Origin of the sequence: Actinoplanes sp. CA-142083 (assembly GCF_050942195.1) — a bacterium.
GTDB lineage: Bacteria > Actinomycetota > Actinomycetes > Mycobacteriales > Micromonosporaceae > Actinoplanes.
In genome coordinates, this window is sequence record NZ_CP192076.1 from 7,793,027 (window position 1) to 7,819,549 (window position 26,523).

The 26,523-nt window shown below is 70.5% G+C and carries 27 protein-coding genes; 14 read left to right on the top strand and 13 right to left on the bottom strand.

Going from position 1 to position 26,523, the window contains the following annotated elements:
* Nucleotides 1–21: 21 nt before the first annotated feature.
* The gene (locus ACQPZX_RS35555; RefSeq protein ID WP_433365285.1) at nucleotides 22–654 is read right to left on the bottom strand and encodes a DNA-3-methyladenine glycosylase; all 633 of its coding nucleotides are present in this window, start codon (nucleotides 652–654) and stop codon (nucleotides 22–24) included.
* A 107-nt stretch (nucleotides 655–761) separates the two neighbouring features.
* Here ACQPZX_RS35555 and ACQPZX_RS35560 point away from each other — a divergent pair, with 107 nt between their 5' ends.
* Nucleotides 762–1,451 (top strand): hypothetical protein, encoded by a 690-nt coding sequence (locus ACQPZX_RS35560; RefSeq protein ID WP_433365288.1) that lies wholly within the window; start codon nucleotides 762–764, stop codon nucleotides 1,449–1,451.
* Here the strand turns inward: ACQPZX_RS35560 and ACQPZX_RS35565 are convergent.
* On the bottom strand, nucleotides 1,363–2,154 hold the full coding sequence (locus ACQPZX_RS35565) for an SAM-dependent methyltransferase (protein ID WP_433365290.1): 792 nt from the start codon (nucleotides 2,152–2,154) through the stop codon (nucleotides 1,363–1,365). The genes ACQPZX_RS35560 and ACQPZX_RS35565 overlap by 89 nt on opposite strands.
* 137 nt (nucleotides 2,155–2,291) lie before the next feature.
* On the opposite strand from ACQPZX_RS35565, the gene ACQPZX_RS35570 reads away from it, so the two are divergent.
* The 7 genes from ACQPZX_RS35570 to ACQPZX_RS35600 all read left to right on the top strand — a co-directional run bounded on the left by ACQPZX_RS35570 (nucleotide 2,292) and on the right by ACQPZX_RS35600 (nucleotide 6,633).
* Nucleotides 2,292–3,158, top strand: a complete 867-nt coding sequence (locus ACQPZX_RS35570; protein WP_433365293.1) for a helix-turn-helix domain-containing protein — start codon at nucleotides 2,292–2,294, stop codon at nucleotides 3,156–3,158.
* Nucleotides 3,151–3,360 (top strand): DUF397 domain-containing protein, encoded by a 210-nt coding sequence (locus ACQPZX_RS35575; protein WP_433365296.1) that lies wholly within the window; start codon nucleotides 3,151–3,153, stop codon nucleotides 3,358–3,360. Before ACQPZX_RS35570 ends, ACQPZX_RS35575 begins: the two co-directional genes overlap by 8 nt.
* 119 nt (nucleotides 3,361–3,479) lie before the next feature.
* Entirely contained in the window at nucleotides 3,480–4,217 is a 738-nt protein-coding gene (locus ACQPZX_RS35580) for a CAP domain-containing protein (RefSeq protein WP_433385599.1), read from the top strand.
* A gap of 9 nt (nucleotides 4,218–4,226) precedes the next feature.
* Nucleotides 4,227–4,676: a type II toxin-antitoxin system PemK/MazF family toxin gene (locus ACQPZX_RS35585; protein WP_433365299.1), complete on the top strand. Its 450-nt coding sequence runs from the start codon at nucleotides 4,227–4,229 to the stop codon at nucleotides 4,674–4,676.
* Nucleotides 4,677–4,715: 39 nt separating this feature from the next.
* The gene (locus ACQPZX_RS35590; protein WP_433365302.1) at nucleotides 4,716–5,297 is read left to right on the top strand and encodes a hypothetical protein; all 582 of its coding nucleotides are present in this window, start codon (nucleotides 4,716–4,718) and stop codon (nucleotides 5,295–5,297) included.
* Between the two features lie 14 nt (nucleotides 5,298–5,311).
* Nucleotides 5,312–5,971: an adenylate kinase family protein gene (locus ACQPZX_RS35595; RefSeq protein ID WP_433365305.1), complete on the top strand. Its 660-nt coding sequence runs from the start codon at nucleotides 5,312–5,314 to the stop codon at nucleotides 5,969–5,971.
* Nucleotides 5,968–6,633, top strand: a complete 666-nt coding sequence (locus tag ACQPZX_RS35600) for a DUF427 domain-containing protein (RefSeq protein ID WP_433365308.1) — start codon at nucleotides 5,968–5,970, stop codon at nucleotides 6,631–6,633. The genes ACQPZX_RS35595 and ACQPZX_RS35600 overlap by 4 nt, the downstream gene beginning before the upstream one ends.
* Here the strand turns inward: ACQPZX_RS35600 and ACQPZX_RS35605 are convergent.
* From ACQPZX_RS35605 to ACQPZX_RS35625, 5 genes are read right to left on the bottom strand one after another with little or no spacing between them, the layout of a single operon-like run.
* Complete coding sequence (locus tag ACQPZX_RS35605) at nucleotides 6,630–7,445, bottom strand: ABC transporter permease (protein WP_433365310.1); 816 nt, start codon at nucleotides 7,443–7,445, stop codon at nucleotides 6,630–6,632. The genes ACQPZX_RS35600 and ACQPZX_RS35605 overlap by 4 nt on opposite strands.
* Nucleotides 7,442–8,296 (bottom strand): ABC transporter permease, encoded by an 855-nt coding sequence (locus tag ACQPZX_RS35610; RefSeq protein ID WP_433365313.1) that lies wholly within the window; start codon nucleotides 8,294–8,296, stop codon nucleotides 7,442–7,444. The genes ACQPZX_RS35605 and ACQPZX_RS35610 overlap by 4 nt, the downstream gene beginning before the upstream one ends.
* Entirely contained in the window at nucleotides 8,293–9,492 is a 1,200-nt protein-coding gene (locus ACQPZX_RS35615; protein WP_433365316.1) for an ABC transporter substrate-binding protein, read from the bottom strand. The genes ACQPZX_RS35610 and ACQPZX_RS35615 overlap by 4 nt, the downstream gene beginning before the upstream one ends.
* The gene (locus ACQPZX_RS35620) at nucleotides 9,482–10,507 is read right to left on the bottom strand and encodes an ABC transporter ATP-binding protein (RefSeq protein WP_433365319.1); all 1,026 of its coding nucleotides are present in this window, start codon (nucleotides 10,505–10,507) and stop codon (nucleotides 9,482–9,484) included. Before ACQPZX_RS35620 ends, ACQPZX_RS35615 begins: the two co-directional genes overlap by 11 nt.
* Nucleotides 10,504–11,847, bottom strand: a complete 1,344-nt coding sequence (locus ACQPZX_RS35625) for an aldehyde dehydrogenase family protein (RefSeq protein WP_433365322.1) — start codon at nucleotides 11,845–11,847, stop codon at nucleotides 10,504–10,506. Before ACQPZX_RS35625 ends, ACQPZX_RS35620 begins: the two co-directional genes overlap by 4 nt.
* A gap of 122 nt (nucleotides 11,848–11,969) precedes the next feature.
* Here ACQPZX_RS35625 and ACQPZX_RS35630 point away from each other — a divergent pair, with 122 nt between their 5' ends.
* On the top strand, nucleotides 11,970–13,436 hold the full coding sequence (locus ACQPZX_RS35630) for a PucR family transcriptional regulator (protein ID WP_433365324.1): 1,467 nt from the start codon (nucleotides 11,970–11,972) through the stop codon (nucleotides 13,434–13,436).
* Here ACQPZX_RS35630 and ACQPZX_RS35635 read toward each other — a convergent pair.
* Nucleotides 13,425–15,344 (bottom strand): ATP-binding protein, encoded by a 1,920-nt coding sequence (locus tag ACQPZX_RS35635; protein WP_433365327.1) that lies wholly within the window; start codon nucleotides 15,342–15,344, stop codon nucleotides 13,425–13,427. The two genes, ACQPZX_RS35630 and ACQPZX_RS35635, sit on opposite strands and share 12 nt — an antisense overlap.
* Before the next feature lie 69 nt (nucleotides 15,345–15,413).
* Between ACQPZX_RS35635 and ACQPZX_RS35640 the strand changes: the two genes are divergently transcribed.
* Genes ACQPZX_RS35640 through ACQPZX_RS35650 form a run of 3 tightly spaced genes read left to right on the top strand, consistent with a single transcriptional unit; the run spans nucleotide 15,414 to nucleotide 18,043 of the window.
* Nucleotides 15,414–16,838 carry an MFS transporter gene (locus tag ACQPZX_RS35640; protein WP_433365330.1) on the top strand — a complete coding sequence of 475 codons (1,425 nt, stop codon included), beginning with the start codon at nucleotides 15,414–15,416 and terminating at the stop codon, nucleotides 16,836–16,838.
* Between the two features lie 51 nt (nucleotides 16,839–16,889).
* The gene (locus tag ACQPZX_RS35645; RefSeq protein WP_433365333.1) at nucleotides 16,890–17,453 is read left to right on the top strand and encodes a TetR/AcrR family transcriptional regulator; all 564 of its coding nucleotides are present in this window, start codon (nucleotides 16,890–16,892) and stop codon (nucleotides 17,451–17,453) included.
* The gene (locus ACQPZX_RS35650) at nucleotides 17,450–18,043 is read left to right on the top strand and encodes a maleylpyruvate isomerase family mycothiol-dependent enzyme (protein ID WP_433365336.1); all 594 of its coding nucleotides are present in this window, start codon (nucleotides 17,450–17,452) and stop codon (nucleotides 18,041–18,043) included. The genes ACQPZX_RS35645 and ACQPZX_RS35650 overlap by 4 nt, the downstream gene beginning before the upstream one ends.
* Here ACQPZX_RS35650 and ACQPZX_RS35655 read toward each other — a convergent pair.
* Entirely contained in the window at nucleotides 18,027–18,938 is a 912-nt protein-coding gene (locus ACQPZX_RS35655) for a hypothetical protein (protein ID WP_433365339.1), read from the bottom strand. The genes ACQPZX_RS35650 and ACQPZX_RS35655 overlap by 17 nt on opposite strands.
* Before the next feature lie 106 nt (nucleotides 18,939–19,044).
* On the opposite strand from ACQPZX_RS35655, the gene ACQPZX_RS35660 reads away from it, so the two are divergent.
* Nucleotides 19,045–19,200 carry a hypothetical protein gene (locus ACQPZX_RS35660; protein ID WP_433365342.1) on the top strand — a complete coding sequence of 52 codons (156 nt, stop codon included), beginning with the start codon at nucleotides 19,045–19,047 and terminating at the stop codon, nucleotides 19,198–19,200.
* Between the two features lie 971 nt (nucleotides 19,201–20,171).
* Here ACQPZX_RS35660 and ACQPZX_RS35665 read toward each other — a convergent pair.
* The 4 genes from ACQPZX_RS35665 to ACQPZX_RS35680 form a co-directional block, all read right to left on the bottom strand.
* Nucleotides 20,172–21,677: an MFS transporter gene (locus tag ACQPZX_RS35665; RefSeq protein WP_433365345.1), complete on the bottom strand. Its 1,506-nt coding sequence runs from the start codon at nucleotides 21,675–21,677 to the stop codon at nucleotides 20,172–20,174.
* Nucleotides 21,678–21,744: 67 nt separating this feature from the next.
* Nucleotides 21,745–22,353, bottom strand: a complete 609-nt coding sequence (locus ACQPZX_RS35670) for a TetR/AcrR family transcriptional regulator (protein WP_433365348.1) — start codon at nucleotides 22,351–22,353, stop codon at nucleotides 21,745–21,747.
* Nucleotides 22,354–22,565: 212 nt separating this feature from the next.
* Nucleotides 22,566–24,182: an alkaline phosphatase D family protein gene (locus tag ACQPZX_RS35675; protein ID WP_433365351.1), complete on the bottom strand. Its 1,617-nt coding sequence runs from the start codon at nucleotides 24,180–24,182 to the stop codon at nucleotides 22,566–22,568.
* A gap of 64 nt (nucleotides 24,183–24,246) precedes the next feature.
* Complete coding sequence (locus ACQPZX_RS35680; RefSeq protein WP_433365354.1) at nucleotides 24,247–24,858, bottom strand: TetR/AcrR family transcriptional regulator; 612 nt, start codon at nucleotides 24,856–24,858, stop codon at nucleotides 24,247–24,249.
* A 52-nt stretch (nucleotides 24,859–24,910) separates the two neighbouring features.
* Between ACQPZX_RS35680 and ACQPZX_RS35685 the strand changes: the two genes are divergently transcribed.
* Nucleotides 24,911–26,452, top strand: a complete 1,542-nt coding sequence (locus ACQPZX_RS35685) for an FAD-dependent monooxygenase (protein WP_433365356.1) — start codon at nucleotides 24,911–24,913, stop codon at nucleotides 26,450–26,452.
* Nucleotides 26,453–26,523 lie beyond the last annotated feature (71 nt).

Here is a 26,523-nt window from a genome sequence, read left to right on the forward strand (position 1 = left end):
CACGAGGCCGGGCGTCTGCGTTCATGCCCTCGGTTTACCAGCCACCTCCGACATTTTTCGGGGCCGCGGCGTGTGCCTGCGATAGGTGCTCACCGTCGGATCGCCGGCCAGCCAGAAGCGCCACGGCACGTCGTGCGCCGAGGTGACCCCGACGCGCGGGCCGGCCTCGATCGGGCCGGGCGGGGACGACGGTGGGGTGAGGGTCGCGGGGCCGGTGCCGTCGATGACCGAGGTGTCGTTGGCACTCCGGTTCAGGGCCAGGACCTGCATCAACTTGGCGGGGCCGGCCGCGAGGTCACGGTCTTTCCGCGCGGCGGGGCGCCGCTGCCGGGCGGTCTCGACGCCGTCGACGACCTCGCCGGCCCGCAGCAGCACGGCGGCGGCACGGCCTTCCTCGCCGCAGACCACGTTCGCGCAGAAGTGCATGCCGTAGATCTGGTAGACGTACAGCCGGCCGGCCGGGCCGAACATCACCTCGTTGCGCGCCGTGGGACCCCGGTGGGCGTGGCTGGCCGGGTCCTCGCCGAGCCCGCTGTACGCCTCGACCTCGGTGAGCCGCACGGTGACCCCGTTGGCAGTCATCCGCCAGCCGAGCAGCTCCCGGGCGGCGGAGTCGACGGCGGTCGCGGGCAGGCGAAGCCAGGAGTAATCCACCCGGCAAGCCAAGCACACTCCCGGAAGCGCTCGTTTACCGGCAATCGATTTCGGGCAAAGATCCGACATGGGACGATTTGCCCCATAAGCACGAAGGGGTGTTGCCGATGCGACCCGACCCGGATCTTCTCCAGCGGTGGGTGATCGAGGACGGGGTGCCGCCCGCGAAGGTCGGGCCGCTGATCGGCCTGAGCCGCGCCGCCGGGTACGCGTGGCTGCGCCGCTACGGGATCACCGCGGCCGGGCCGATGCTGGAGCAGAGCCGGCTGGTCGCCCAGTGGCGGGCCGGCCTGGTCGCCGCGCAGCTGGCCGCCGAGCTGGGATTACACCCCGATGCCGTACGCGAGCGCCTGGTCACCGCCTCGGTGCTGCCCCCCACTCGCAGCTATTTCCTGGTCGGCTCGCCGGCCGACCCGCTGCCCGAGCACCTGCTGCGCGACTGGTACGTCCGGGAGGGCTTCAGCGTGGCCCAGGTCGCCGAGCTGACCGGCACCACGGCCCGTCAGGTCCGCTACCGCCTCGCCCGCTACCACCTCTCCCCCGGACGCCCGGGGCCCGCGTCCCGCGCGCGCCGCAGTCTCACCAAGGCGGCGCTCACCGAGCTCTATCTGGCCCAGGGCCTGACCTGCTCGCAGATCGCCGAGCGGGCCCAGGTGAGCGCGGGAACCGTGAACGAGCTGCTCGTCGAGTACCGGATCATCCGGCTCCCTAAGGCTTCCGACCCACCGCGCCGAAAATCGACGCCTCGACCGGAGTGGCGTGTTCCTCGGCGGCCGGATCCGGCCGCCACTCGCTGACCGCCACCACGCCCGGCTCGACCACCTCGAGCCCGGCGAAGAACTCGTCGAACTCGGCCCGGGTGCGCGGGTGGACGTCGGAGCGGCCGGTGCGCAGCGACTCGTCCCAGTTCGCCTTGAGCTCGGGCGTCAGGAAGTCGGTGGTCGCGCAGGACATCACCAGGTGGCTGCCGCCGGGGAGCGCGTCGAGCAGCGTGCGCACGATGGACGCGGCCTCCTCCTGGGAGGGCAGGAAGTGCACGACCGCGACCAGGATCAGCCCGACCGGCTGAGTCAGATCGAGGATCCCCGCGGACGCGAGGATCTTTTCCGGATTGCGCAGATCGTCCTCGATGTACCGGGTCTCGCCCGCAGGGGTGCTGGTCAGCAGCGCCCGCGCGTGCACCATCACCATCGGGTCGTTGTCGACGTAGACGATGCGCGATTCCGGCGCGACCCGCTGGGCGACCTCGTGCGTGTTGTCGGCGGTCGGCAGGCCGGTGCCGATGTCGAGGAACTGCCGGATCCCGGCGTCGGCGGCCAAATGGCGCACGGCCCGTCCCAGGAACGCCCGGTTCGCCCGGGCCGCGATGCGCGCCGCCGGGTACGACTTCGCGAGCAGGTCGCCCGACTCCCGGTCGGCCGCGAAGTTGTCCTTGCCGCCCAGCCAGTAGTTGTAGCGCCGGGCCGGGTGGGCCACGCCGGTGTCGAACCTGTCGGTCATGGCCGTCATCCTAAGAGGATCATGCATGCGAACGCGAGCGTCGTTCACGAAAGGTTGGCATTCACGAACAGCGATCAAGCGCTTACCCTGTGTTCCACGATGGGAATCTCGCGAAGAAATTCTCGAAGGGCGCGCGCATGCCAGACACCGGCTCGACCGTTCCGCGACGGCAGGTCGGCCGCCTCATGCGGCAGCTGCGCGAGCGCGCCGGCATCACGCTGATGGCCGCCGCCGAGGAGCTGGAGTTCTCCCGCGCCCGGATGTACCGCATCGAGAACGGCGAGGTCCCGGTCCGCAAGCACGACGTGATCGCCATGTGCACGGTCTACCGCGCCACTCCCCGGATGACCGAAGTGCTGATCGGTCTGGCGCAGGAGTCAAAGGCAAAGGGCTGGTGGCACGCGTACGGGGATGTCGTGCCCGCTTGGTTCGAGCTCTACGTCGGCATGGAACAGGCCGCCAGCCGCCTCCGCTCGTTCGCGCCCACCGTCATCCCCGGCCTGCTGCAGAGCCCGGAGTACGCCGAGTGCGTCTTCCACACCTGGGCGGGCTCGGGCCGCGGCGCCGTGACCGTACGCATGGAACGGCAGCGGCTCCTCACCCGGAGCGACCCACCGGCGCCGATCCTCGACGTGATCGTCGACGAGGGGGTGCTGCGCCGCGCGATCCCCGACCGGCTCGGCATGCGCAAGCAGCTGGCCCACCTCGTCAACGTCTCGACCCGGCCGAACGTCTGCGTCCGGGTGATCCCGTTCGCGGCCGGGCCACACAAGGCGGCCAGTTCCGGGCAATTCACCATCCTCGATTTCCCCGCCGTCGGCGCCGCCTCGCCGGAACCGACGACCATCTACTGCGAGAACCTCACCGGCGCGCTCTACCTCGATAAACTCGCGGAGGTAAAGGCGTACGAATCGACCTGGGTCGAACTCGAAGCGATCGCGCTCAGCCAGGACGAGTCGGACGACCTCATCCGCTCCGTGATCAAGGAGAGCGACGTTGAGTGATCTTTCCGGCGCCGACTGGCACAAGAGCACCCGCAGCGGCGGCAACGGCGGCGACTGCGTCGAGGTCGCGGTGAACCTTCCGGGCGTCGTGGCCGTACGAGACAGCAAGGACCGCGACCGGGCGATGCTGACCTTCAGCCCCGGCGAGTGGCGGTCCTTCCTGGCCGGCGTGCGCGACGGCGAGTTCGACCGCCTTCATTAGATCTGCGTGATCCCTTTCTTAAGGGCTCTTTAGCTGGCGGGCGTGAGGCACGGCCCGCACCCATAGTGAACGGGCGCTGTCCCCTGCCCGCTTCTCTTTCGAGGTGCCCACCCGTGTCGATGTCCGCTGCCGCCCGTTTCCGCTACACGCTGGTGGCCGGGGCCACCGCCGTGGTGATCGGGACGGGGTTCACGGTCATCGGCCTGAGCCGCCACGCCGAGGCCGAGACGACCGCCACCACGGTCACCGGCGCCGAGGAGCCGCTGGTTCCGCCGGCTTCCGACGAGCCCGCCGTGTCGGTGGAGCCGTCTCCGTCCGCGTCGCCGACGCCGACCCCGAAGAAGACGACGGCGTCCCCGAAGCCCAAGAAGACAAGCGCCACGCCGAAGCCCACCAAAACGTCGAAGAGGGCGGCCGCGAGTGCCCCCAAGACCGGCGACAACGTCCTGGACTCGGTGCTCGCGCACATCAACGAGGCACGCGCCGGCGAGGGCCTCTCGCCGCTCACCCTCGACGCCAACCTGTCGAAGGCGTCCGCCCTGCACACCCAGCTGATGATCAACGGCTGCGGGCTCGAGCACCAGTGCTCCGGCGAGGCGGGCCTCGGCGAGCGCTTCAGCGCCCAGGGCGTGCAGTGGTCCTCGGCCGGCGAGAACATCGGCTTCGGCTCCAGCGGATCCAGCGACGCCCAGATCATCAAGGCGGCGAACGGGCTCACCGACAGCATGCTCGCCGAGGTCCCGCCGAACGACGGCCACCGCAAGAACCTGCTCAACAAGGGCTTCAAGCGGATCGGCCTGAGCATCGTGCGCGATTCCAAGGGCATCACCTGGATGACGCAGGACTTCGTCAACTAGTTTGCTGCCGTGGCCAACATCCTCAAGTCCCTGTTCCGCAAGAAGCCGCCGGCGTCTCCCCGGCCTCCCAGGCATCTGCCCCGGCCGCGTTCCGGCCGGCACCTGGAGTACTCGCCGAACCTGGACGGCGACGCCGACCCCGGCGAGATCGTCTGGACCTGGGTGCCCTACGAGGACGACCCGGCCCAGGGCAAGGACCGGCCGGTGCTGGTGGTGGGCCGCAACGGCCATGACGTGTACGCGCTGATGCTCTCCAGCCAGAGCGAGCGCGACGGTCAGCACAACTGGCTGGCGCTCGGTCCCGGCGCCTGGGACCGCGAGCATCGTCCCAGCTGGATCCGCCTCGACCGGGTCCTCGACATCGACGGCGACGGCATCCGCCGGGAGGGCGCGATCCTCGACCGGGACCGCTTCGATCGGGTGGCGGCGCGACTCCGGCAGGATTACGGATGGGCGTGACCGGACAGTAGTCCGCGCGTTCCGGATAGCGTGGTGCCCATGGGCGAGGGCGCGATGGTCGGTTTCGGTGGCAAGCAGGCGTGGCTGGCGGTGGCCGGCGACGACCCGGCGGCCGTGCTCGAGGCGCTGGGGCTGCGCGATCTCGGTCCCGTGCCGTGGCGCGAGGGCATCGACCTCGCGCACCTGACCGACGACCGGGTGGCGGTGACCCCGCCGCTGCCCGGCGCACGCGACACGAGCTGGGTCCTCGCGACCGGCCGCTGGCTGCTCTCGCCCAGCACGCATGTGGACGTGATCGGCCTGTCCGCGGCGCTCGGCACCGAGGTGCAGCTCTTCGCCACCCACCGGGTGACCGAGCTGCATCGCTGGCAGCGCGCGTCCGAGGGCGAGCTGATCCGCGCTTTCGGGTACGTGGGGCAGACCGGCGAAGTGACCTCGTGGCACGGCGAGCCCGGCCCGGCCGAGCGCGATGCCGGCCTCCCCGCCGAGCTCGACGAGGACACCGTTGTTCTGGTGGGTGAAAAGGACGTGCTCAGGGTCGCCGATGCCTGGAGCATTGACCCGACGACGTTGACAGGGCGCCCGGCGCCCGGTCCGCTGCGACTTGGCGCACCTGACTGAGAGAGGGCAGACCGATGCGCAAGTACGTGATCATGGGGGTGCAGGGCAGCGGCAAGGGCACCCAGAGCGAGCTGCTCTGCGACGACCTCGACCTGGTGCACATCTCGGTGGGCGACATCTTCCGCTGGAACGTGCAGAACCACACCAAGCTCGGCGCCCAGGTCCGCCGCACCATGACCGCCGGCGAGCTGGTCAGCGACGACATGGTCGAGCAGATCGTCCGCGACCGCCTCGACCAGCACGACTGGAACTTCGGCTTCGTGATCGACGGCTTCCCCCGCAACGGCCGCCAGGCCGAGTTCTTCATGGAGTCCTACGACATCGACGGCGTCATCCACCTGGAGCTGCCGGAGGACGAGGTCCGCCGGCGCGTGCTCAGCCGCCGCCTCTGCCCGAACTGCGGCATGGATTACAACCTGATCGCCGACCGCCCCGAGGAAGAGGGCCGCTGCGACATCTGCGGCCACGAGCTGATCACCCGTGCCGACGACACTCCCGAGGCGCTGGACGCCCGCTTGCGCGACTACAACGAGAAGACCCGCCCGGTGCTGGAGCTCTTCCGCCGCAAGGAGTTCGTCCACGACATCGACGCCCGCCCGCCGGCGGAGGAGGTGCAGGCCAAGATCCGCGCCGCCCTCAACCTCCCGGCCTACCAAGCGGAGAAGCCCTCATGAGCAACGACTACCCACCCTCGCTCAACTCAGTCGACCAGATGGTGCCGTCGCCCCGCCGCGTGCGGGCGACGCTCGGCGGGCGGGTGGTGGTCGACACCACGCGCGCCGTCTACGTCTGGGAGCACCCGGCGTTCCCGCAGTACTACATCCCGGTGGATGACATCGACCCCAGCGTCGTCTCCTTGGCGAAGGTCCGTGCCGACGGCTTGGCGCGATTCGAGTCCGGGGCGCTCGACTCCTGGTTCGAGGAGGACGAGGAGATCTTCGGCCATCCCCGCAGCCCGTACCACCGGGTGGACGCCCTGCGCTCGAGCCGGCACGTGCGGGTCGAGCTCGACGGCGTGACGCTGGCCGAGTCGTCGTCGCCCGTCCTGCTGTTCGAGACGGCCCTGCCGACCCGCTATTACATCTCGCGCACCGACCTGAACATGGACGCCCTCGAACACACCGGCACCCAGACGCTCTGCCCGTACAAGGGCCGCACCAGCGACTACTGGACGGTCCGCACCCCCGCCGGCGTCTACCCCGACTTCGCCTGGTCCTACGCCTTCCCCTTGCCGGCGGTGGCGGCGATCGCGGGGTTGGTCGCTTTCTACAACGAAAAAGTCGACCTGTACGTGGACGGGCGTGCCCAGGAGCGACCAGTCACCCCCTTCTCCTAGGTGCGGCTGGCGCCCGCCTCGGGGCCGGCCAGACGCTGGGCCAGCCAGACCGGGATCACCGACAGGACGATGAGGATCGCGGCTACCACGTTGACGACCGGGGCCTGGTTGGGGCGGAACAGGTTGTTGAAGATCCAGATCGGCAGGGTGGTGATACCCGGGCCGGCCGTGAAGGTCGTGACGATGATCTCGTCGAAGGACAAAGCGAAGGCCAGCAGGCCGCCGGCCAGCAGGGCGGAGCGGATCAGCGGGAACGTCACGTACCGGAACGTCTGGCCGGGGGAAGCGCCCAGGTCGGCCGAGGCGTCCTCGAGGTTGGTGCCGGTGCGCCGCAGGCGGGCCAGCACGTTGTTGTAGACGGTGACCACGCAGAAGGTGGCGTGGCCGACGATCACCGAGAACAGGCCCTTGCCGACGCCGAGGGGCTCGATCACCGAGCGCCACGCCGAGTCGAGCGCGATGCCGGTGACGATGCCGGGCAGCGCGATCGGGAGCACGATCAGCAGGCTGAGGGTGTCGCGGCCGAAGAACTTGAAGCGCTGGACGGCGAAGCTGACCATCGTGCCGAGGACCAGGGCGATGGCCGTCGCGCCGAGGCCGGCCTTGATCGAGGTCCACAGGGCGTCGCGGGCGCCGGTGTTGTTCCAGGCGGCCGTCCACCAGCGGGTGGTGAAGTCGTGCGGGGGCCAGCCGAAGGTGCGGTCGCCGTTGAACGAGTTGACCAGCACCAGCAGCAGCGGCACGTAGATGAAGACCAGGCCCAGGGCCATGAAGACACGAAGCGCCCACCGGGAGAGAACCGACAGCGTCACAGCTCCTCCAGGGCGCCCGAACGGCGGACCGCGATCAGGTAGATGACCATGATGGCGACGGGGATGGTGGCGATCGCGGCGGCGAACGGCAGATTGTTGGCGGCGCCGATGTTCGCGTACACGAGGTTGCCGATCATCTGGGTCTTGCCGCCGACGATCTGGACCGTGATGTAGTCGCCCAGCGACAGCGAGAACGTGAAGATCGAGCCGGCGAAGATCGAGGGCACCAGGATCGGCAGCACGATCGCGCGGAACGTGCGCCCGGCCCGCGCGCCGAGGTCGCCCGACGCCTCCAGCATGGAGTCGGGCAGGCGCTCCAGGCCGGCGTAGATCGGCAGGATCATGTAGGGCAGCCACAGGTACGACAGCACGAGGATCACCGCGAACAGCCCGTAGCCGGGACCGTTCCCCGGCCCGCCGAGCAGCCAGTCGATCGGGCCGCCGTTGGCCAGCAGCACCCGCCAGGCATACGCCTTGACCAGGTAGCTCGCCCACAAGGGCGTCAGAATCGCAATGACTAAGAAGCGGCGCGAGCGGGGCGACGCGACCTTGGCCATGAAGAAGGCCATCGGCACGGCGAGGACCACGCAGATCACGGTGACCGCGGCGGCCACCCCGACGCTGCGCAGGGCGACGTTGCGGTAGACCGACTCGGTGAACAGCGTGCGGAAGTTGTCCAGGCTGAACACCTTGACCAGCTCGCCGGTGAAGCTGTTGACGCTCCAGAACGCGGAGATCAGCAGGACGGCGAGCGCCCCCAGGTAGGCGACCACGAGCCACAGCAGTGGGGCCGACAGCAGCGCGGTCAGCCGTACCCGGGGGTGTCGGTGGAGAAAGGAACCGAGGCTCATCCCTTGATCGTCGTCCAGGCCTGGGTCCAGGCCGAGTAGTCCTTGCAGGTCACGTCCTTGCGCCCGTCGAGGCACTGGGCGATCGGCGTGGTCCAGTACCAGACGTTGGAGAAGTAGGCCTCGTCCTCGGCGTGGAACGTCGTGCAGAAGTTCTTGTCGGCGGTCTGGGCACAGGCGAGCTTGTTGGCCGGCGCCTCACCGAACCACTCGGCGACCGCGGCGTTGGCCTTGGGCGAGATGATGTGGTTCATCCAGAGGTAGCCGCAGTTCGGGTGCTTGGCCTTCGACGAGATCATCCAGGTGTCCGACCAGCCGGTCGCGCCCTCGGAGGGCAGGATCGCCTCGACCGGCGCCTTGTCGGCCTGGGCGAGGTTGGTGATGATCTGCCAGGTGGTGCCGAGCACGGAGTTGCCGGCCTTGAACGCCTGCACCTCCTTGGTGTAGTCCGACCAGTACTCGCCGATCAGCTTGTTCTGCTCGGTCAGCAGGTCGGTGGCCGCCTTGAACTGGGTGTCGTCCAGCGCGTACGGGTTCTTGATGCCCAGCTCCGGCTTGGTCTTCATGAGGTAGAGCGCCGCGTCCGCGATGTAGATCGGCGAGTCGTACGCGGTGATCTTGCCCTTGTAGGGCGAACTGGCGTCGAAGACCGCGGCCCACGAGGTCGGGGCCGGCTTGACCACGTCGGTGCGGTACATCAGCAGGTTGGCGCCGCGGCCGTGCGGGACGCCGTAGGGCACGCCGTCGACCGAGTTCCACTGTTTGTTCTTGAGGCCGTCGAAGACGTCCTTGTAGTTCGAGATCAGGTCGGTGTTGACCGGCGCGACGTCGCCGCCGTAGATCAGCCGCAGCGACGCGTCGCCGGAGGCGGAGACCACGTCGTACTCGCCGGTTTTCATCAGCGTGACCATCTCGTCCGAGGTGGCCGCGACCTTGTTGTTGACCTTGCAGCCGGACTCCTTCTCGAAGTCGGACACCCAGTCGACCTTGGGGTCGGTGGAGCCGTCCTCGACGTAGCCGGCCCAGGAGATGATGTTGACCGAGCCCTCGCCGGCGCCGAGCGCCGCCAGTTTGTCGATCTTGGGGACCGACAGGCCGCCCGGTCCGCTGCCCGAGCTGCCGCTGTCGTCGCCACCACCGCAGCCGGCCAGCACGAGCATGCCCGCCGCCAGCGTTGCCACCAGATATCTACGCCGCATCTGCGTTCTCCTTTGAACTGGGGATCTCGATGACGTGCTCTTCGAGCCAAGTCAGATGGACCGGTTTCCCCCGCAGTTCGGCCAGCGCGGCGGTCCCGGTGCGCTGGTTCTGCTCGACGACGGTCACCCGGGCGCCGGCGTCGAGATCGACGACGTAGCGCGTCACGGGCCCGGCGTAGATCACCTCGGCGACCGTGCCCGGAATGCCCGCTTCACCCAAGGCGATCTTCTCGGGCCGCACCGAGAAAGTCCCTTTTCGACCTACAAGCGCGAGGGCCACGTCGCCAGTTAAAAGATTCGATGTCCCGACAAATCCGGCTACGAACGGAGTCGCCGGCTGCTCGTAGACCGACTCGGGAGTACCGATCTGCGCGATCCGGCCGGCGTCGAACACCGCGACCCGGTCGCTCATGGTCAAGGCCTCGTCCTGGTCGTGCGTCACGAAGACGAAGGTGATCCCGACATCGCGCTGGATCTGCTTGAGCTCGACCTGCATCTGCTCGCGCAACTTGAGGTCGAGCGCGCCGAGGGGCTCGTCCAGCAGCAACACCTTCGGCCGGTTCACCAGCGCCCGCGCCAGAGCCACGCGTTGCCGCTGCCCACCGGACATCTCGCTGGGTTTGCGAGATGCAAAACCTTCCAGCCGTACGGAGGCCAGAGCGCTCTCCGCCCGCCCACGCCGTTCCCGTCGCGGCACCTTGCGGACCTTCAGCCCGTACTCGACGTTCTCCAGCACCGTCATGTGCGGGAACAGCGCGTAGTCCTGGAACACGGTGTTCACGTCGCGCTCGAATGGCGCCAGCGAGGTGACGTCCCGCCCGCTCAGCGACACCGTGCCCGCGGTCGGCAGCTCGAAGCCGGCGATCATCCGCAGCACCGTGGTCTTGCCGGAGCCGGAGGGCCCGAGCATCGAGAAGAACTCGCCGTCGGCGATCTCCAGGTCGATGCCCGCGACGGCCTCGACGGCCCCGAAGGACTTCCGCAGCCCGGTCAGCTTGATCGCAGGGGTTGTCATGCGCTCACCATCACGAATCGGAGTTCGGTCATCTCGTTCACCTGTTGCCGGTCCGCGCGGAACGCCGGCGCCTGGTTGATCAGCACCCCGCCGAACGTGAGCTCGCGCGCCGCCCGCAGCGCCGCGCCCAGGTCCGACGTGAAGATCCCGGCCTGCAGGCCGTAGCCGCCGTCGTTGGCGAGCGCGATCGCCTCGTCGAGGTCCCGGTACGGCGTCACCGTGATCACCGGCCCGAGCACCTCCCGCCGGTAGACGTCGAGGTGCCGGGGCGGATCGGCGACGACGGCCGGGGTCAGCAGCGACCCGCGCCGCTTGCCGCCGGTCACCTCCGCGCCGGCCGCCCGGGCGTCCGCCAGCCAGCTCTCCACCCGGGCCGCGGCCGCGGCGGTGATCAGCGGCCCGACGTCGGTCTCCTCGGCGAGCGGGTCCCCGACCGTCAGGGTCGCGACCGCGGCCCGCAGCCCGTAGAGCAACTTGTCGTAAATTTCGTGACTCGCGAGGACGCGTTGCGGAGAGATGCAGCTCTGCCCCGCGTACGAAAAACCGCCCTGTCTTGTCGCGGCGATGACCCGGTCAAGATCGGCATCGGGCTCCACGATCAAAGGGACGTTGGAGCCGAGCTCGAGGAGCACGCGCTTGTGCGGTGCGGCCTCCTCGATGTGACGTCCTACCTCGACACTTCCGGTGAAAGTGATCAACGCGAGGCCGGGATGCGCCGCCAGCGGAAAGCCGGCCGAAGCGCCTGTGCCGGTCACCACCGAGATCCAGTCGGCCGGCAGGCCCGCCTCGACCAGCAGGTCGACCAGGCGGATCGCGGAGACCGGGGTCGGCTCGGCCGGCTTGAGCACCACCGGGCAGCCGGCCGCGATCGCCGGGCCCAGCTTGTGCGCGACCAGGCTGAGCGGAAAGGGGAACGGAGTGATCGCGGCGACCACGCCGACCGGGTGCCGCAGGGCGAAGGCGAGCGGCCCGTCCAGGGGAACCACCTCGCCGGCCAGCTTGCGCGCCTCCACCGCCGCGAACCGGATGGTGGCGACGCAGCGCCGGGTCTCACCGCGGGCGTCGCGGATCGGCATGCCCGCCTCCCGGGCGATCGTCACCGCGAACTCCTCGGTGCGCTCGGCCAGCAGCTCGGCCGCCCGCTCGAGGACCTCGGCGCGCCGGGGCCGCGGGAAATCCCCGCGGGCCAGCGCCGCCTCGGCGGCCGCCACCGCCTCGGCGACGTGGTCGGCGCCCAGCGCCGGAACACGGGCGACGGGCGCCCCGTCATAGGGGCTCAGCACCTCGATCCACTCGTCGGCGCTCACCGGACGCCCACCGATCCGGGCCGGTATCTGCATCACGGGGAGCCTCCGGTGGGCGCGCTGTGTTGCAGGACACCGTATTGGGCCTCGCCGATGGTCGTAAATGGATGACCGTCCAGTTCTTTCGGCGAGACATTGTGCAGCCGTACAGTCCGCGGGTGACCCTGCGCCTCGCCGACGTGCTCGCCGACCCCGACCTGAGCCTGCGGCTGGCCGACGGCGACGCGGCGGCGCTCAACCAGACGGTCCGCTGGTGCGCGGTCACCGAGCTGGCCGACCCGCGGCCGTTCCTCTCCGGCGGCGAGCTGGTGCTGACCACCGGGCTGAGCCAGCTGGAGGAGGCCACCCAGCGGCAGTTCGTGTCGCGTGTGGCCGGTGGACGCGCGGTCGGGCTGGGCTTCGGCATCGGGCTGACCCACGACCGGATCCCGGCGGCCACCCTCGCCGAGGCCCGCGAGCGCCGGCTGCCGGTGCTGGAGATCCCGTACTCGACGCCGTTCATCGCGGTCGACCGGTTCGTCGCCGACCGGGTCCTCGAGGAGCAGTACGGCCGCTTCGCCGACCTGCTCGACGAGCACGACACGCTCGCCCGGGCGCTGCTGTCCGGCCGCGGGCTGGGCGCGTTGATCGGGTCGCTGCACCAGATCCTCGGCGCCCCGGCGATGGTCGTCGACGTGTACGGGCGGGTGCTCGCGACCGCCCCGGCCAGCGCGGCGTGGCCGGTCGAGCAGATCCTGTTCGCCGCGCGGTCCGGCGCGTCGGGGGACACGCCGATGGCGGTGCCGGTCAGCGTGGAGGACAGCGTGGTCGCGTACCTGTGCTGCCGCAGGCCCCGACGCTCAGCGGATGTGTTGCCCTATGCCGTCTCCCTTGTGGGTCTGGAACTGGCCCGCCGCCAGGCGGAATTGGCGGGCAAGCGCCGGCTGGCGGGTCAAGTTCTGGAGGATCTCGTACGCGGCACGATCGGTGGCGCCGAGGCCGAGCGACGCCTGTCCCCGTTCGGGATCCGCGCCGACGACGAGCACGCGCTGATGGTCGCCACCGCCGGCAAGCTCGGCGACCCGCGCAAGCGCCTGGTGGCGAGCCCGCCGATGACCGGCGCGACCACCGCGGTGCTGGAGGACTGCCTGATCGCGGTGCTGGAGCCGGGCCAGTCCACCCGGGAGGCCGCCCTGCTGTTGCAGGACTACCTGAGCCGGCACGGGTCGGACGTGCGGGTCGGCATCGGCGGCTGGTACGCGGGCACGACCGGCCTGCGCTGGAGCTACTACGAGGCGCACGAGGCGATGAACCGCGGGCCCGGCATCAACGAGCGCGAGCAGATGAGCCTCTCCGGCCTGCTCGTGGCCAGCGAGGACGTGCCGCTGCGCGACCTGGCCCAGGAGCTGCTGCGGCCGCTGCACGACTTCGACGCCGCGCACTCGGGCTCGCTGGTCGCGACCCTGCGCGCCTATCTGGACGCGGACGGCTCGGTGGCCGAGGTGGCGACCCGGCTGATCGTGCACCGCAACACGGTCCGCTACCGCATCGAGCAGATCGAGCGGCTCACCGGCCGCTCGCTGGCCCGCACGGCCGACCGCGTCCAGCTGTGGCTCGCGCTCGCCGCGTCCGATCTACTTAGGTAGGCGGACCGTCACGGTCGTGCCGGTGGACTCGCGCGAGGTGAGGGCGATGTTGCCGCGGTGCCGCTCGACCACCACCCGGCACAGGGCCAGGCCCAGCCCCGAGCCGGGGATGCCGGTGTGCCGGGCGTTGCCGCCGCGGTGCAGCCGCCGGAACAGCTTGGCCTGCTCGGCGGCCGGGATGCCGACGCCGGTGTCGGCGACGGTGAGCACCGCGGTGAGCTCCTGGTCGGTGACCGACACCGTCACCGCCGACCCCGGCGGGCTGAACTTGATCGCGTTGCTGAGCAGCGCGTCCACCACCTGCCGCAGGCGGTCGCGGTCGCCCGGCACGGTGACCCGGTCGAGCCGGGCGGTCTCGACGGTGATGCCCCGCTCGGCCGGCGCCGCCCGCAGCGCCTCGCCGACCAGCTCGGCCAGCTCGACCGGCCCGTCGGCGAGCGGGATGTGGCCGGACTCCAGCGCCGCCACGTCGAGGAGCTTGTCGATCAGCTCGCGCAGCCGGGAGCTGTTGCGGTGCACCACCTCGAACAGGTCGCGGACCTCGCCGAACGGCGTGTCGTCGGTGGTCTCGGCGATCAGGTCGACGTAGGAGCCGATCGACGTGAGCGGGGTGCGCAGCTCGTGCCCGGCCAGGGCCATGTATTCGTCGGTCGCGGCCGCCAGGTGCCGGGAGAGGATCTCGGCCCGGCGGTGCTCGAGGAACGTGCCGGTCGCCGCGGCGATGGCGGTCAGCAGCACGCCGAGCGCCGGGTCCGGTTCCTGCCGCGCCCGGGAACAGAAGGTGATCGCGCCGACGACCCGGTCGCCGCTGCGGACCGGGACGGCGCCCGCCGACTGGTAGTCGACGACCTTCAGGACCTGCGGCAGGATCGGCGCGCCCGGGGCGTGGATGTCCGGCACCCAGATCAGCTCGCCGTTCTCCCAGCACTTCCCGGCCAGGCCGTCGCCGCGCGCGAAGCTGGTCGGCAGCGGCGGTGCGAGCTCGCCCGGCGCGGCGTACACGGCGGCCGGGCGCAGCAGGTCGGTCACCTCGTCGACCAGCCACAGCCGCATGTAGGCCCAGCCCATCGTGGTGCCGATCGCGGCCAGGATCCGGTCGCCGGTGTCGGGCGAGTCGGGATCGGTGGCCAGCGCCTCGAGGACCTGGTCCTTGCACTGCTCGTACTGCTGGGTGCGGTGCCGGTCGGTGACGTCGTGCGCGGCGCTGACCGCGGCGACGATCTCGCCGTTCGCATTCCGCACCGGCCGGGCGTTGACGGTGTAGCAGCGGACCCGGCCGTGCGGGTCGTTCGCCAGCAGATCGACCTGGTCGACGTGCTCGCCGCGAAGGGCCACCGTCACCGGCCATTGCTCCTCGGGCAGCGGGCTGCCGTCGGCCAGGCGCACCCCGACCTGCCGGCCCACCGCGCTGAGCGGGGTGCCGGGCTCGCCCAGGCCCAGGGCCTCGCGCATGGCCCGGTTGACCAGCAGCATCCGGCCGCGGGCGTCGAAGGCGATCACGCCGGTGTCGAGGCAGTCCAGCACGGCGTCGAACATGGCCCGGCAGTCGGGCGGCGGCTTGAGCGCGGCGAGATGGCCGCGCAGGGCCTCGCTCAGCGCGGGCACGCTGAACGGCTTGCCGATCACGCCCACCGCGCCGCTGGAGGCGAGCCGCGGGTCGCCCGGCAGCAGGTACGCCGTGATCAGCACCACCGGGGTCTCGTTGCGCACGGCCGCGCAGAGCTCCAGGCCGTTCATGCGGGGCATGTCGACGTCGGCGATGAGCAGGGCGGGACGGCGCCGGCGGACCGCTTCCAGGCCCTGCTCACCGTCGTCGACCACGAAGACGTCGTGCCCGAGCCGCCGGACGACCTCGGCGATCACCCGCTGGTGGTCGGAGTTGTCCTCCGCGACGACGACCAGGGCCACGGTTGACCATTTTATCCGTATTTTTGGAGATTGGCGGAAGGCACAGGATTGTGGGTAGCTTGGCTTCACGTGCCAGGTAACTCCATCGGACTGCGGTCCGAACGCGGTCCCGTCCTCGCCGCCGTCATGCTTTCCACCGCTCTGGTCGCCATCGACGCGACGATCATCGCGACCGCGGTGCCCTCGATCGTCGACGACATCGGCGGCTTCGCCGAGTTCCCCTGGCTGTTCTCGATCTACCTGCTCGCCCAGGCGGTCTCGGTCCCGATCTACGGCAAGCTCAACGACCTGTTCGGCCGCAAGCCGGTCATCCTCTGGGGCATCGGCCTCTTCCTGCTCGGCTCGATCATGTGCGGGGTCGCCTGGTCGATCTGGCCGCTGATCGCCTTCCGGGTCGTGCAGGGCCTCGGCGCGGGCGCGATCCTGCCGACCACCATCACGATCGTCGGCGACCTCTACAACGTCCGCGAGCGCGCCAAGGTCCAGGGCTACGTGGCCAGCGTCTGGGGCATCGCCTCGGTCGTCGGCCCCGCGCTCGGCGGCATCTTCAGCGAGTACGTCTCGTGGCGCTGGATCTTCTTCGTCAACATCCCGCTGTGCCTGCTGGCCGCCGTGATGATCGGCCGCGGCTTCCACGAGCGGGTCGAGCGCGGCCACCCGGTGATCGACTACAAGGGCGCCGGACTGCTCGCGCTGGGCCTGGCGTCGGTCATCCTCGGCGCGCTCGAGGGCGGCCAGGCCTGGCCGTGGGACTCCCCCGCGAGCATCGCCATCCTCGGCATCGGGTTCGCCTCGCTGGCCGGCTTCGTCCTGGTCGAGCGCACCGCGCCGGCGCCGGTCCTGCCGTTGTGGGTCTTCCGGCGACGCCTGCTGGTCTCCAGCGGCCTGATCTCGGTCGGCATCGGCGCGATCCTCTACGGCCTGAGCTCGTACATCCCCACCTACGCTCAGGACGCCCTCGGCACCGGGCCGCTGGTGGCCGGTTTCGCCCTGGCCACGCTGACCCTGGGCTGGCCGGTGGCGGCGAGCCAGGCCGGGCGCATCTTCCTGACCCTCGGCTTCCGCTGGTGCGCCGCCATCGGCACCGCCCTGATCACGGTCGGCAGCCTGCTGCTCCTGGTGCTGGACGTCGACTCGGCCGTGGTCACCGTGGCCGCGATCTGCCTGGTGATCGGCCTCGGCATGGGCCTGACCGCGTCGCCCACGCTGATCGCGGCCCAGTCGAGCGTGGGGTGGGCCGAGCGCGGCGTCGTGACCGCCAGCAACATCTTCCTGCGGTCGCTGGGCAGCGCCGTCGGCGTCGCGGTCTTCGGCGCGATCGCCAACGCCACGATCGGCGCCGGTCCGGTCGACCCGGCCACGCTGACCACGGCGGTGCACCGGATTTTCGTCGGCATCGTGCTGGTCGCGATCGTCATCTTCGGCCTGTCGATGGTGATCCCCCGCTCGGCCGACAACGCCATCACCGCCGCCGAGCCCGCCCTGGCCGACTGAATTTTACTACGATGGTAGTGATCTCCACTACGATCGTAGTACGCTCGCGGCATGAGGCGACTGGAGCTTCTTGACGCGGCCATCGCCGTGCTCGGCGAGTCCGGCATGCACGGGCTCACCCACCGGCGGGTCGACACGGCGGCGGGCGCGCCCGCCGGCACCACGTCCAACCATTTCCGTACGAGAGACGCGCTGCTCAACGCGGTCGTCGTCCGCTTCGCCGAGCGCGAGCGGGCGAACGCCGAAGCCATCGCCGGCCGGTTGCGGCCCACCAGCCCCGCCGAGCTGGCGGCGGCGCTGGTCGAGATGGCGCACGCCGCGACCGGCGAGCATCGGGAGCTCACGCTGGCCCGCTACGCGATCCTCGTCGAGGCGGGGACGGCGCCCGGGCTGCGGGCCCAGCTGCTGGAGACCGGCGCCGGCGTCAACGACTGGTTCATGGCCTGGCTGCGCCTGGCCGGATCGGCCGACCCGCCGCGCGACGCGCCGATCATCATGAACCACTGGACCGGGGTGGTGCTGCACGAGCTGGCGGTGCCGGATCCCGCGTTCGACCCCACCGCGCAGATCACGACGCTGGTGACAACCGTTCTAGGGGCGGGGGTGCGGGCATGACCGAGGACGAGATCTGGCAGGTCATCCACGCCCGGCGGCTGTCGGTGGCCGGGCTGCTCGACGAGCTCGCGCCGGCCGACTGGGCGCGGCCGTCGTTGTGCGCCGGCTGGACCGTGCGGGACGTCGCCGCCCACCTGACTTTGCAGCAGATGACGGTGCGTGACGAGCTCGCGATGCTCCTGCGCTGGCGAGGCGGCGGGATGGATCGCCTCACCGCCGACGCCGCCCGGCGCAAAGCCCTGTCGGAGCCGGCGCGGCTGACCGCGGAGATCCGGGAGACGGCGGCGGCGCGGCGGCACAACGCCGGGGTCACGCCCCTGGAAACCCTCGCTGACCTGCTGATTCACGAGCAGGACATCGCCGTGCCGCTCGGCCTCCGCCGGGAGATGCCGCCTTCAGCGGCGGCCGTCGTGGCGACGCGGCTGCTGACGATGCGGTTTCCCCCACCACTTCCATCCGTACGGCGGGTGAAGGGTCGCCGCCTCGTCGCCACCGACGTCGCGTGGACGCACGGTGACGGTCCCCCGCTGGAGGGGCCGATCGCCACGCTGCTGCTGACCATCGCCGGGCGGGTCAGCACTCGTCCTTGATGTCCAGGGAGTGGTCGGCTTCGAGCAGGGCGTTCGGGTCTTCGGAGTCGCTAGGTCGCGGGGCGGCCTCCGGTCGGGTGGGCGCAAGCAGGCCACGGTTGGCGGCGGTGCAGTCCACCCACGCGGAGTACGACGTGCTGTCGCCGGCCCACATGCCGCTCTTGTTCGAGGGGAACTCCCAGACGATCTCGGTGTGCACGGCGGCCAGCGGATGGTCGGGGCCCGCGAAGGCGTACACGAAAATGAAGTTGGTGGTCACGCGCAGCGTGCGAAGGCCGTCGACCATGGCCGAGCCGTAGGTCACGCGGCCCTTCACCCGCGGATCCTCGCGCGGATCGAGCTTCACGGAGGGGTCGATCCAGGTGGCGACGCCGCTGAACTTGCGGCTCGTGAACCAGCCCGCGGCCGGCTTCCGCTGGTTGGGCGCGAGCAGGGCGATCAGCCGCTTGGGGTCGTGCCTGATCAGCATCATGTCGTCGAGCCGGCCCACGATCAGCGCCTGCCGCACCTGCTTGAGATCCTTGTCGACCTCGGCGGCGCTGAAGCCGGTGACGGCGGCGGCTCTCGGCAACGTGATGCCGGCGGCGCCCTTCGGATAGGTGGCCGCCGGGGTGCCGGCGAAGGGGTCCGTCGGGGTTGCGCTTTCCGACGTGGTCACGGTGATGCCGCTGGGGACAACGGCTTTCGGGTACGCGTCATCGGCCACCCCCGGCTTCGCCGAGAACATCCTGGGCACGGCCAGGGCGAGCAGGACCGCCAGCACGCCGGCGGTGAGCACCCAGGGCGCGGTTCTCCCTACCTTGCTCCACCGCCGTTTGCGCCGCTCGCGGCGCTCGGTCTGGGCCGCCCAGTCAGCCAACTGCGCGAACGGATCCGGTGTCTCGTCCCCAGCCATTTGTCTCCCGCCAGGCCCCCGTCGAGTCGAAGCGCATCATTATGACCCACCTGAAGATCGACTGCGGGCCGCCCCCGCCCGCTCCGTCGGCGTCGCCGTTCTCGCTGTGGGCGGTAGCCTGCTGATCGCGCCCCTGCCTGCTGATCGCGCCCCCTGCCCGCTGATCGCCCCCTGCCCGCTGATCGCCCCCTGCCTGCTGATCGTCGCCTGCCTGCTGCTCGCGCCCTGCCTGCGGTGGCGCCGTGGCTCGGCGGCTGCCTGATCAGGCTGCGTGCGGCCGGCGGCGGCATCGCGGGTGGTTGCTGGGGTTGCCATGGCCCGGCAGTCGTCCGGTGCGGCGAGTGCGGCCCGTCCGGCTGATCGGTGGCACTTTGCCACTATTCCGAAGGCCGCCAACATCCATTCCGTCGTCGGGAAGATTGGCATGATCGACAGCAATTCCGCGCTTACCGCCGTAATCCCTGGGGTGGGATAATTCTGGGGTGGGACAGCTGGGATTCTTCACCAGGGCGCAAGTCGCCGGAATGCGTGATCGCACCCTATCGCGCCGCTATTCTCCGGAGGCGGAGGAATTTCGCCGGGTGCATGAACGGCATCGCGCGTGGGGCCTGGCCCAGCGACAGGCCCGAAAGCTACGCCACCTGCACGGCGCCGACGCAAGCGCAACGCCAGCAGCGACGACCGAGCCCAGCCAAGCGCCCCGAGCATCGACGCCGCCGCGGTCGCCGCAAGCACCCCGAGCGTCCGCTCCCCCATCGCCGCAACCGCAGCCGCCGTCGCAACAGCTGTCTTTGCCGCCGCAGCCCCAGCCGCCGGCGCACCAGCCGTCTTCGTCGCCGCCGAAGCCGCAACCATCGCCGCCGTCGCCGCCGTCGCCGCCGCAGCCGCCGCAGCCGCCGTCGCCGCAGCCGCCGTCGTCGCCGAATGCCCGCATCGATCCCAGCCCCAGCTCGGCGAACGACGCACCGCACTGCGCCCTGACCGGACGACCGCATATTGCTCGGCGTGCAACTCCTTCCGCATTCTTCCGCAATTCAGTCCGCAGCGTTCCTGCAAACCTCCCGTGCGACCGTAAGTGCCATTCCTGGGCCTTTCCACCGACAATAGCAGACGCCAAACCCGTCGGCGGATGGCGACCCTACGGAATGGCCAACCGGATCGCTTGCTCGGTCGGCGGGAAAAGGGTGACGGCGCGACCCTGGAGGGCCGCGCCGTCGAGAATTGCTTCGTGGGTTAGACCGCTACCGCAACCGCGTCTGTTGAGGCGACCTCCTCGCGGCTTGCCTTCACCAGCAGGAGGGCGATCACCGCCGCTACGGCGATTACCGCGGCGCTCACCCAGAAGGCGACCGTGTAGCCGTGCACCGTCGCGGCGCCCTGCAGGGCGGGGATCTGCGATGGGTCTGTTGCGTTGTCGACGATGTAGCCGGCCACTGCCGAGGTGAAGATGGTGTTCAGCAGCGCCGTGCCCAGGGAGCCGCCGATCTGCTGGGTTGTGTTGATCAGGGCGCTGGCCACGCCGGCGTCGTGGTCGGCTACGCCTACCAGGGCCGTGTTGGACATGGGGCCGAAGGTGACGCCCATGCCGAAGCTGATGATCAGCTCGGCGGGGAAGACGTGGGTCCAGAAGCCGGTGTCCAGGCCGATGCGGGTGAGCAGCACCATGCCGGCCGCGGCCAGCAGCATGCCGGCGAACATCAGGACTCGCGGGCCCACGCGGGTGAGCATCTGGGCCGAGAAGCCGGCGCCCAGGATGATGCCGGCTGCGAACGGCAGGAACGCCACGCCGGTCTCCAAGGCGGAATAGCCCAGGGTCAGCTGCAGGTAGTAGGTGAGGAACAGGAACACGCCGAACATGCCGGCGCCTACTAGTAGCGCGGAGAGGTATGAGCCGCCGCGGTTGCGGTCGAGGATCACGCGCATCGGCAGCAGCGGGTGCGACGAGCGCAGCTCGATCACGACGAAGGCGACCAGCAGTACCCCGGCCGCGATCAGGAAGCCGATCGTGGTGGCCGAGTCCCAGCCGTCGCTTGCGGCCTTCGTGAAGCCGTAGACCAGGGCGACCAGGCCACCCGTGGAAGTGATCGCGCCGGGCAGGTCATAACGGGTGTTGCCCTCGGCGCGGCTCTCGCCGACGAAGCGGATCGCGGCCACCGCCGCGACGATCGCGATGGGGGTGCTGACGAGCAGGGTCCAGCGCCACGACGCGTACTCGGTCAAGACGCCACCCATGAGCAAGCCGACCGCGCCGCCGCCACCCGCGATGGCGCCGTAGACGCCGAAGGCGCGCGCCCGCTCCTTGGCCTCGGTGAAAGTGACCGTGAGCAGCGACAATGCGGCCGGCGCCATCAACGCGCCGAACGCGCCCTGCAGGGCCCGCGCGGCGAAGAGCGTCTCCGCGTTCTGGGCTAGGCCGCCCAGCGCCGAGGCCGCCGCGAAGCCGAGCAGGCCGATGATGAACGCCCGCTTACGGCCGGTGAAGTCGGCGATCCGGCCGCCGAGCAGCAGCAGGCCGCCGAACGCCAGCGTGTACGCCGTGATCATCCACTGCCGGTTGGCGTCGCTGATGCCCAGGTCGGCCTGGGCGGTGGGCAGCGCGATGTTGACAATCGTGGCATCGAGCACGATCAGCAGCTGGGAGACGGCGATGACCGCCAGCGCCAGCCACCTAGATCCTGATTTTTCGGGAATATCCGGCGCTACGGAGGCGTGCTGAGACGAGGAGGTGGAAATAGACACAGAAATCTCCCTAAAAGGGCATGCGGAGACCGCCCACCAGCGGCGGGCAACGAACCAAACCGGGGGTCTAGGGCCGCGGCTCGCGAGTGAGCAGCGGCAGGATGATGTCGTCGACGATGTGCGCGATGAACGTGTCGTCGAGCGACTGGCCGAAGGCGAAGCAGTGCATGAACAGCACCGCGGGCACGATCTCGTCGATCAGCCGGGCGTCGTACCCGGGCCTGATCTCGCCGCGCTCGGCGGCCCGCGCGCAGATGGCTTCCGCGAACGGCACCTTGGACTCCCGCATGGCGCGCAGCTCGGCGGCCAGGTCGGGGTCGGTGTGCATGGCCATGAAAAGGCCGGCCAGGAGCGGACCCTCGGTGCCGGTGATCGCGACACCGATCTGGCCGAACCACGACATCAGGTCGCCGCGAAGGCTGCCGGTGTCGGCGGGCGGGGGATCCTGGACCTTGCAACACTGGACGGCGTCGACGACCAGGCCGGCTTTGGTGGGCCAATGCCTGTACAGCGTCGCCTTGCTCGCCTGGGCCCGCGCGGCGACGGCGTCGACGCGAAGTCCCTGGTAGCCCGTCTCGCCGAGCAACTCGAAGGCGGCGCGCAGGATCGCCTGCTCACGCTCCTCGTCGAGCTTGCGGGAACGCCCGGCCGCGGTGACGGTCGTCTGCTCAGCCATGCTTTCCCCCCGTCATGACAGCCATGCGAAACGAAACTGTTTCGTACACTAGCGCTCCCGACTCCCGATGGCGATCTCCGGAGCCGATTGTGACCCAGCCAACGGCAGCGGCGCCTCTCCAGATCGGAGAGACGCCGCAAAAACCAGACAAAACCGGTTTATCGTACGCCTGCGTCAGGGCCGCGCCGAAGGCGTCAGCACCCGCGCGCCGACTACGGCCGGGACTCCTTGCGGATCCTTGCCGACCCCCGCCCGACCGACCAGCCCTGCACCCAGTTGGCCGCCGTGTCGCGCTTGGTGCGGTCGGCCAGGTGGTACCAGTCCATCCGGCAGCGCGCGGTGGTGATGTCGAGGACGCCGAAGCCGTGCCCGTCGGTCTCGACCCACTTGACGTGCGAGTTGGTCAGCCTGATCAGTGAGGCGGCGAGCAGGCTCAGCGGCCCGCCCGCGCTCGTGCCCAGGTAGTCGTTGATGTTGTCGCTGGTCACCGACGGCACCACGAACTCGGCGGCGGCCGGGTTGCTCTGGCCGGTGTCCTTGGTGGTGAGCTCGTTCGCCCAAGAGGTGTGGATGTCGCCGGTGATGAAGACGACGTCTTTGGTGGCGTGCGCCCGGAGCGTGTCGACCAGGCGCTCGCGGTCGGCGTTGTAGCCGTCCCACTGGTCGCCGTTGAGCACGAGCCCGTTGGACGGGATGCCGATCAGCGACCCGAGCGGGCCGAGCAGCCAGGCCGGCAGGGCGCCCACGTCGAGCCGCGAGATCATCACCGGGTTGCCGACGATCTTCCAGGCCGCGGTGGAGTTGACCAGGCCGTCGACGAGCCAGCTCATCTGCTCGGCGCCGGTGATGGTCCGGCTGGGATCGTCGTTCGCGGTGCCGCTGGCCTGCTGGGAGCGGTAGGTGCGCAGGTCGAGCATGGACAGCTCGAAGAGATTGCCGTAACGGAACCGGCGGTAGATATGGCCGTCCGTCGCCAGACGCACGGGCATCCATTCCGCGTACGCCTGCCGCGCCGCGGCCACGCGGGTGGCGAACGCCCCCTCGGACGCGGGCGTGTGGTTCTCGGCGCCGCCGCTCCACATGTCGTTGGCGACCTCGTGGTCGTCCCAGGTGATCACCCACGGCACCGAGGCGTGCAGGCCCTGAAGATCCGGGTCGGTCTTGTAGAGGGCGTGCCGCGTCCGGTAGTCGGCCAGCGTGATCGTCTCGTTGGCCGGCGCGACCTTGCGGACGACCGTGCCGCCCGCGTCGAACTCCCCCGTCCCGTACTCGTAAAGGTAGTCACCCAGATGGACCACGATGTTGAGGTCGCCGCGCGCCGCGAGATGCCGATAGGCGGCGAAGTAGCCGGCCTCCCAGTTGGCGCAGCTCACCACGCCGGCGCGCAGCCGCGTGATCGCGTCGTCGGCGGCCGGCGCCGTCATCGTCCGGCCGGTGGGCGACCAGCTGCCGCTCAGGCCGAAGCGATACCAGTACGTGGTCGCGGCAGCGAGCCCGGAGACGTCGACCTTGACGGTGTGGTCCCGGTCGGGACCGGTGCTCACCGACCCCGAGGCCACGACGGCGGCGAACGACGAGTCGGTGGCCACCTGCCAGTCGACCGTCACGACCGGCCCGGCGCCCGAGGCCGGAGTCGACTCGGGCGTGGGCGTGACCCGGGTCCAGAGCAGGATTCCGCCCGGCAGCGGGTCGCCCGACGCGACCCCGTGCTGGAAGAGAGCGGTAGCGGCGAGGGCGGGCTGGGCGTTGGCGGCGGATGCGACGACACTCGCGCCGGCGGTGAGGCCGGCCAGGCGCAGCACGGTGCGCCGGCTCGAAGTCACAGTCATGCAGTTCTATATATAGGAACTCACGGGTAACAAAGCCGATCGTGGCCAGACCTTCTCCGGTTCGTCATCCCCGGGACGCCGCCGCGACCGCCTCGCCCCAGGCGGCCACGATGCGGACCCGCTGCTCGGCCCGGAACGAATCGGCCGGCTCGCCGCCCATGATCCGCCGCGCCGCCTCGACGTAGCGGACCCGCACCGCCGCCAACACCAGCGCCGCCGTCATCTCCGGGTGCGGCACCCCCGCCTCCGCGAACAGCGCGGCGATCAGCGCCTCGACCTCCTCGAGCGCCTCGCGCACCCGGGCCCGCAGCGCCGTCGAACGGAGCACGACCCCCCAGAACATGCTGATCCCGTCGTTCATGCCGGCCAGCGGGTGCCGCGCGTCGAGCAGCCCCAGCCACATCTCGCGCAGCGCGTCGGTGGCGGCCACGCCCGGATCCCTCTCCCGCACCGCCGAGGTGATCATCTCGACCAGCTGCGGCACCCGGTCGAAGAACAGCTCCTCCTTGCGCGGGAAGTAGTTGAAGACGGTCATCTTGGACACGCCGGCCGCCTCGGCGATCTCGGCGACGCTCACCTCGTCGAAGCCGCGCTCGAGGAAAAGCATCGTGGCGATCCCCGAGATCCGCTCCCGGACCTGCTGTTTCTTGCGCTCGCGAAGTCCCGGCGTGGTCATGGCAAAATAATATACTTGATAAAAACTTTGACCGGATACAAGAATAGACGCCATGACTTACGACGTGGTGGTGGCGGGCGCGGGCCCGGTCGGACTCATGGTGGCGAGCGAGCTGGCCCTGCGGGGCGTGCGGGTGCTGGTGGTCGAGCGGCTGGCCGAGCCGGACCTGACGATCAAGGCGGGCGCGATCAACATCCCGACTGCCGAGGCGCTCGACCGGCGCGGCCTGCTCCCCGACATGCGCGCGATCCAGCAGGAGGCGCTCGAGCGGATGCGGCAGTTCCGGGGCGGCGGAGGCGGCGGTGCGGCCATGCCGCGATTCGTCGGTCATTTCGGGGGCATCTGGCTCACCGAGGACCACCTCGATCCCTCCTGGCGCGGGCAAAGTCCCGCTGCCGGGGTGCAGATGATCGGCCAGGCCGAGGTCGAGCGCCTGCTCGCCGAGCGGGCGGCCGCGCTGGGCGCGGAGATCCGGCGTGGGGTCACGCTCACTGCGTTTTCGCACGCCGATGATTCCGTACGCGTGGAGCTCGGCGATGTGACAGTGGAAGCGCGATGGCTCGTCGGGTGCGACGGCGGGCGCAGCGTCGTCCGCAAGCTCGCCGGCTTCGAGTTCCCCGGCACCGACCCGATCATCACGGGCCACCAGGCGATCGTCGAGATGACCGGCGCCGAGGAGCTGCGGCGCGGCTGGAACGTGACCGGCACGGGCGTCTACGTGCACGGCCCGGTCCCCGGCCGGATCCTCACCGTGGAGTTCGACGGTCCGCCTGCCGACCGCGACGCGCCGATCACCGCCGCCGAGCTCGAGGCGAGTATCCGCGCCACCAGCGGCGTCGACGTCAAGATCTCGCGGATCGTGAGCGCCACCCGGTTCACCGACAACGCCCGGCAGGCCACCACCTACCGCCGCGGCCGGGTGCTGCTGGCCGGCGACGCCGCTCATGTGCACTCGCCGTTCGGCGGCCAGGGCCTCAACCTGGGCATGGGCGACGCCATGAACCTCGGGTGGAAACTGGCGGCCGAGATCCAGGGCTGGGCGCCGGAGGGGCTGCTCGACACCTACACGGCGGAGCGGCACCCGATCGGGGCCTGGGTCCTCGACTGGACCCGGGCACAGATCGCCATCATGAAGCCGGAGCCCTACGCCCGCGCCCTGCGCGGCGTCCTCAGCGACCTGGCCGTCACCACCGACGGCACGACCTACCTGGCGAGCAGCATCGCCGGCCTGCGCCAGCGCTACGACCTCGGCGCGGAGAACCCGCTGGCCGGCCGCAGCGCCCCGGAGCTGATCCTGGCCGACGGCACCCGCCTCGCCGACCACCTCCACGCCGGCGACGGCGTCCTCGTGCGCGCCTCCGCCCCCGGCCCCTCCGCCGCCCCCTCCGCCGCCGACCCCTCCGCCGGCGGCGACTCCCCGGGCGGCGACTCCTCGATCGGTGGCCGTCTCCGGGTCGTCGCGGCCGACGGGCCCTCGATGCTCGTGCGGCCCGATGGCGTGGTCGCTTGGGTCGAGGGCGACGGGGATCTCGGGGAGGCGCTGCGGCGCTGGTTCGGGGACGTGCGCGTCGAAGCGGTTGCGGCGGCGGTCTGACCGATCGGGTGCGGCACCCGAACCGCACCCGGCGCACTCCTCATCCGGGCCGCGGCGGCACCGAAGTGAAA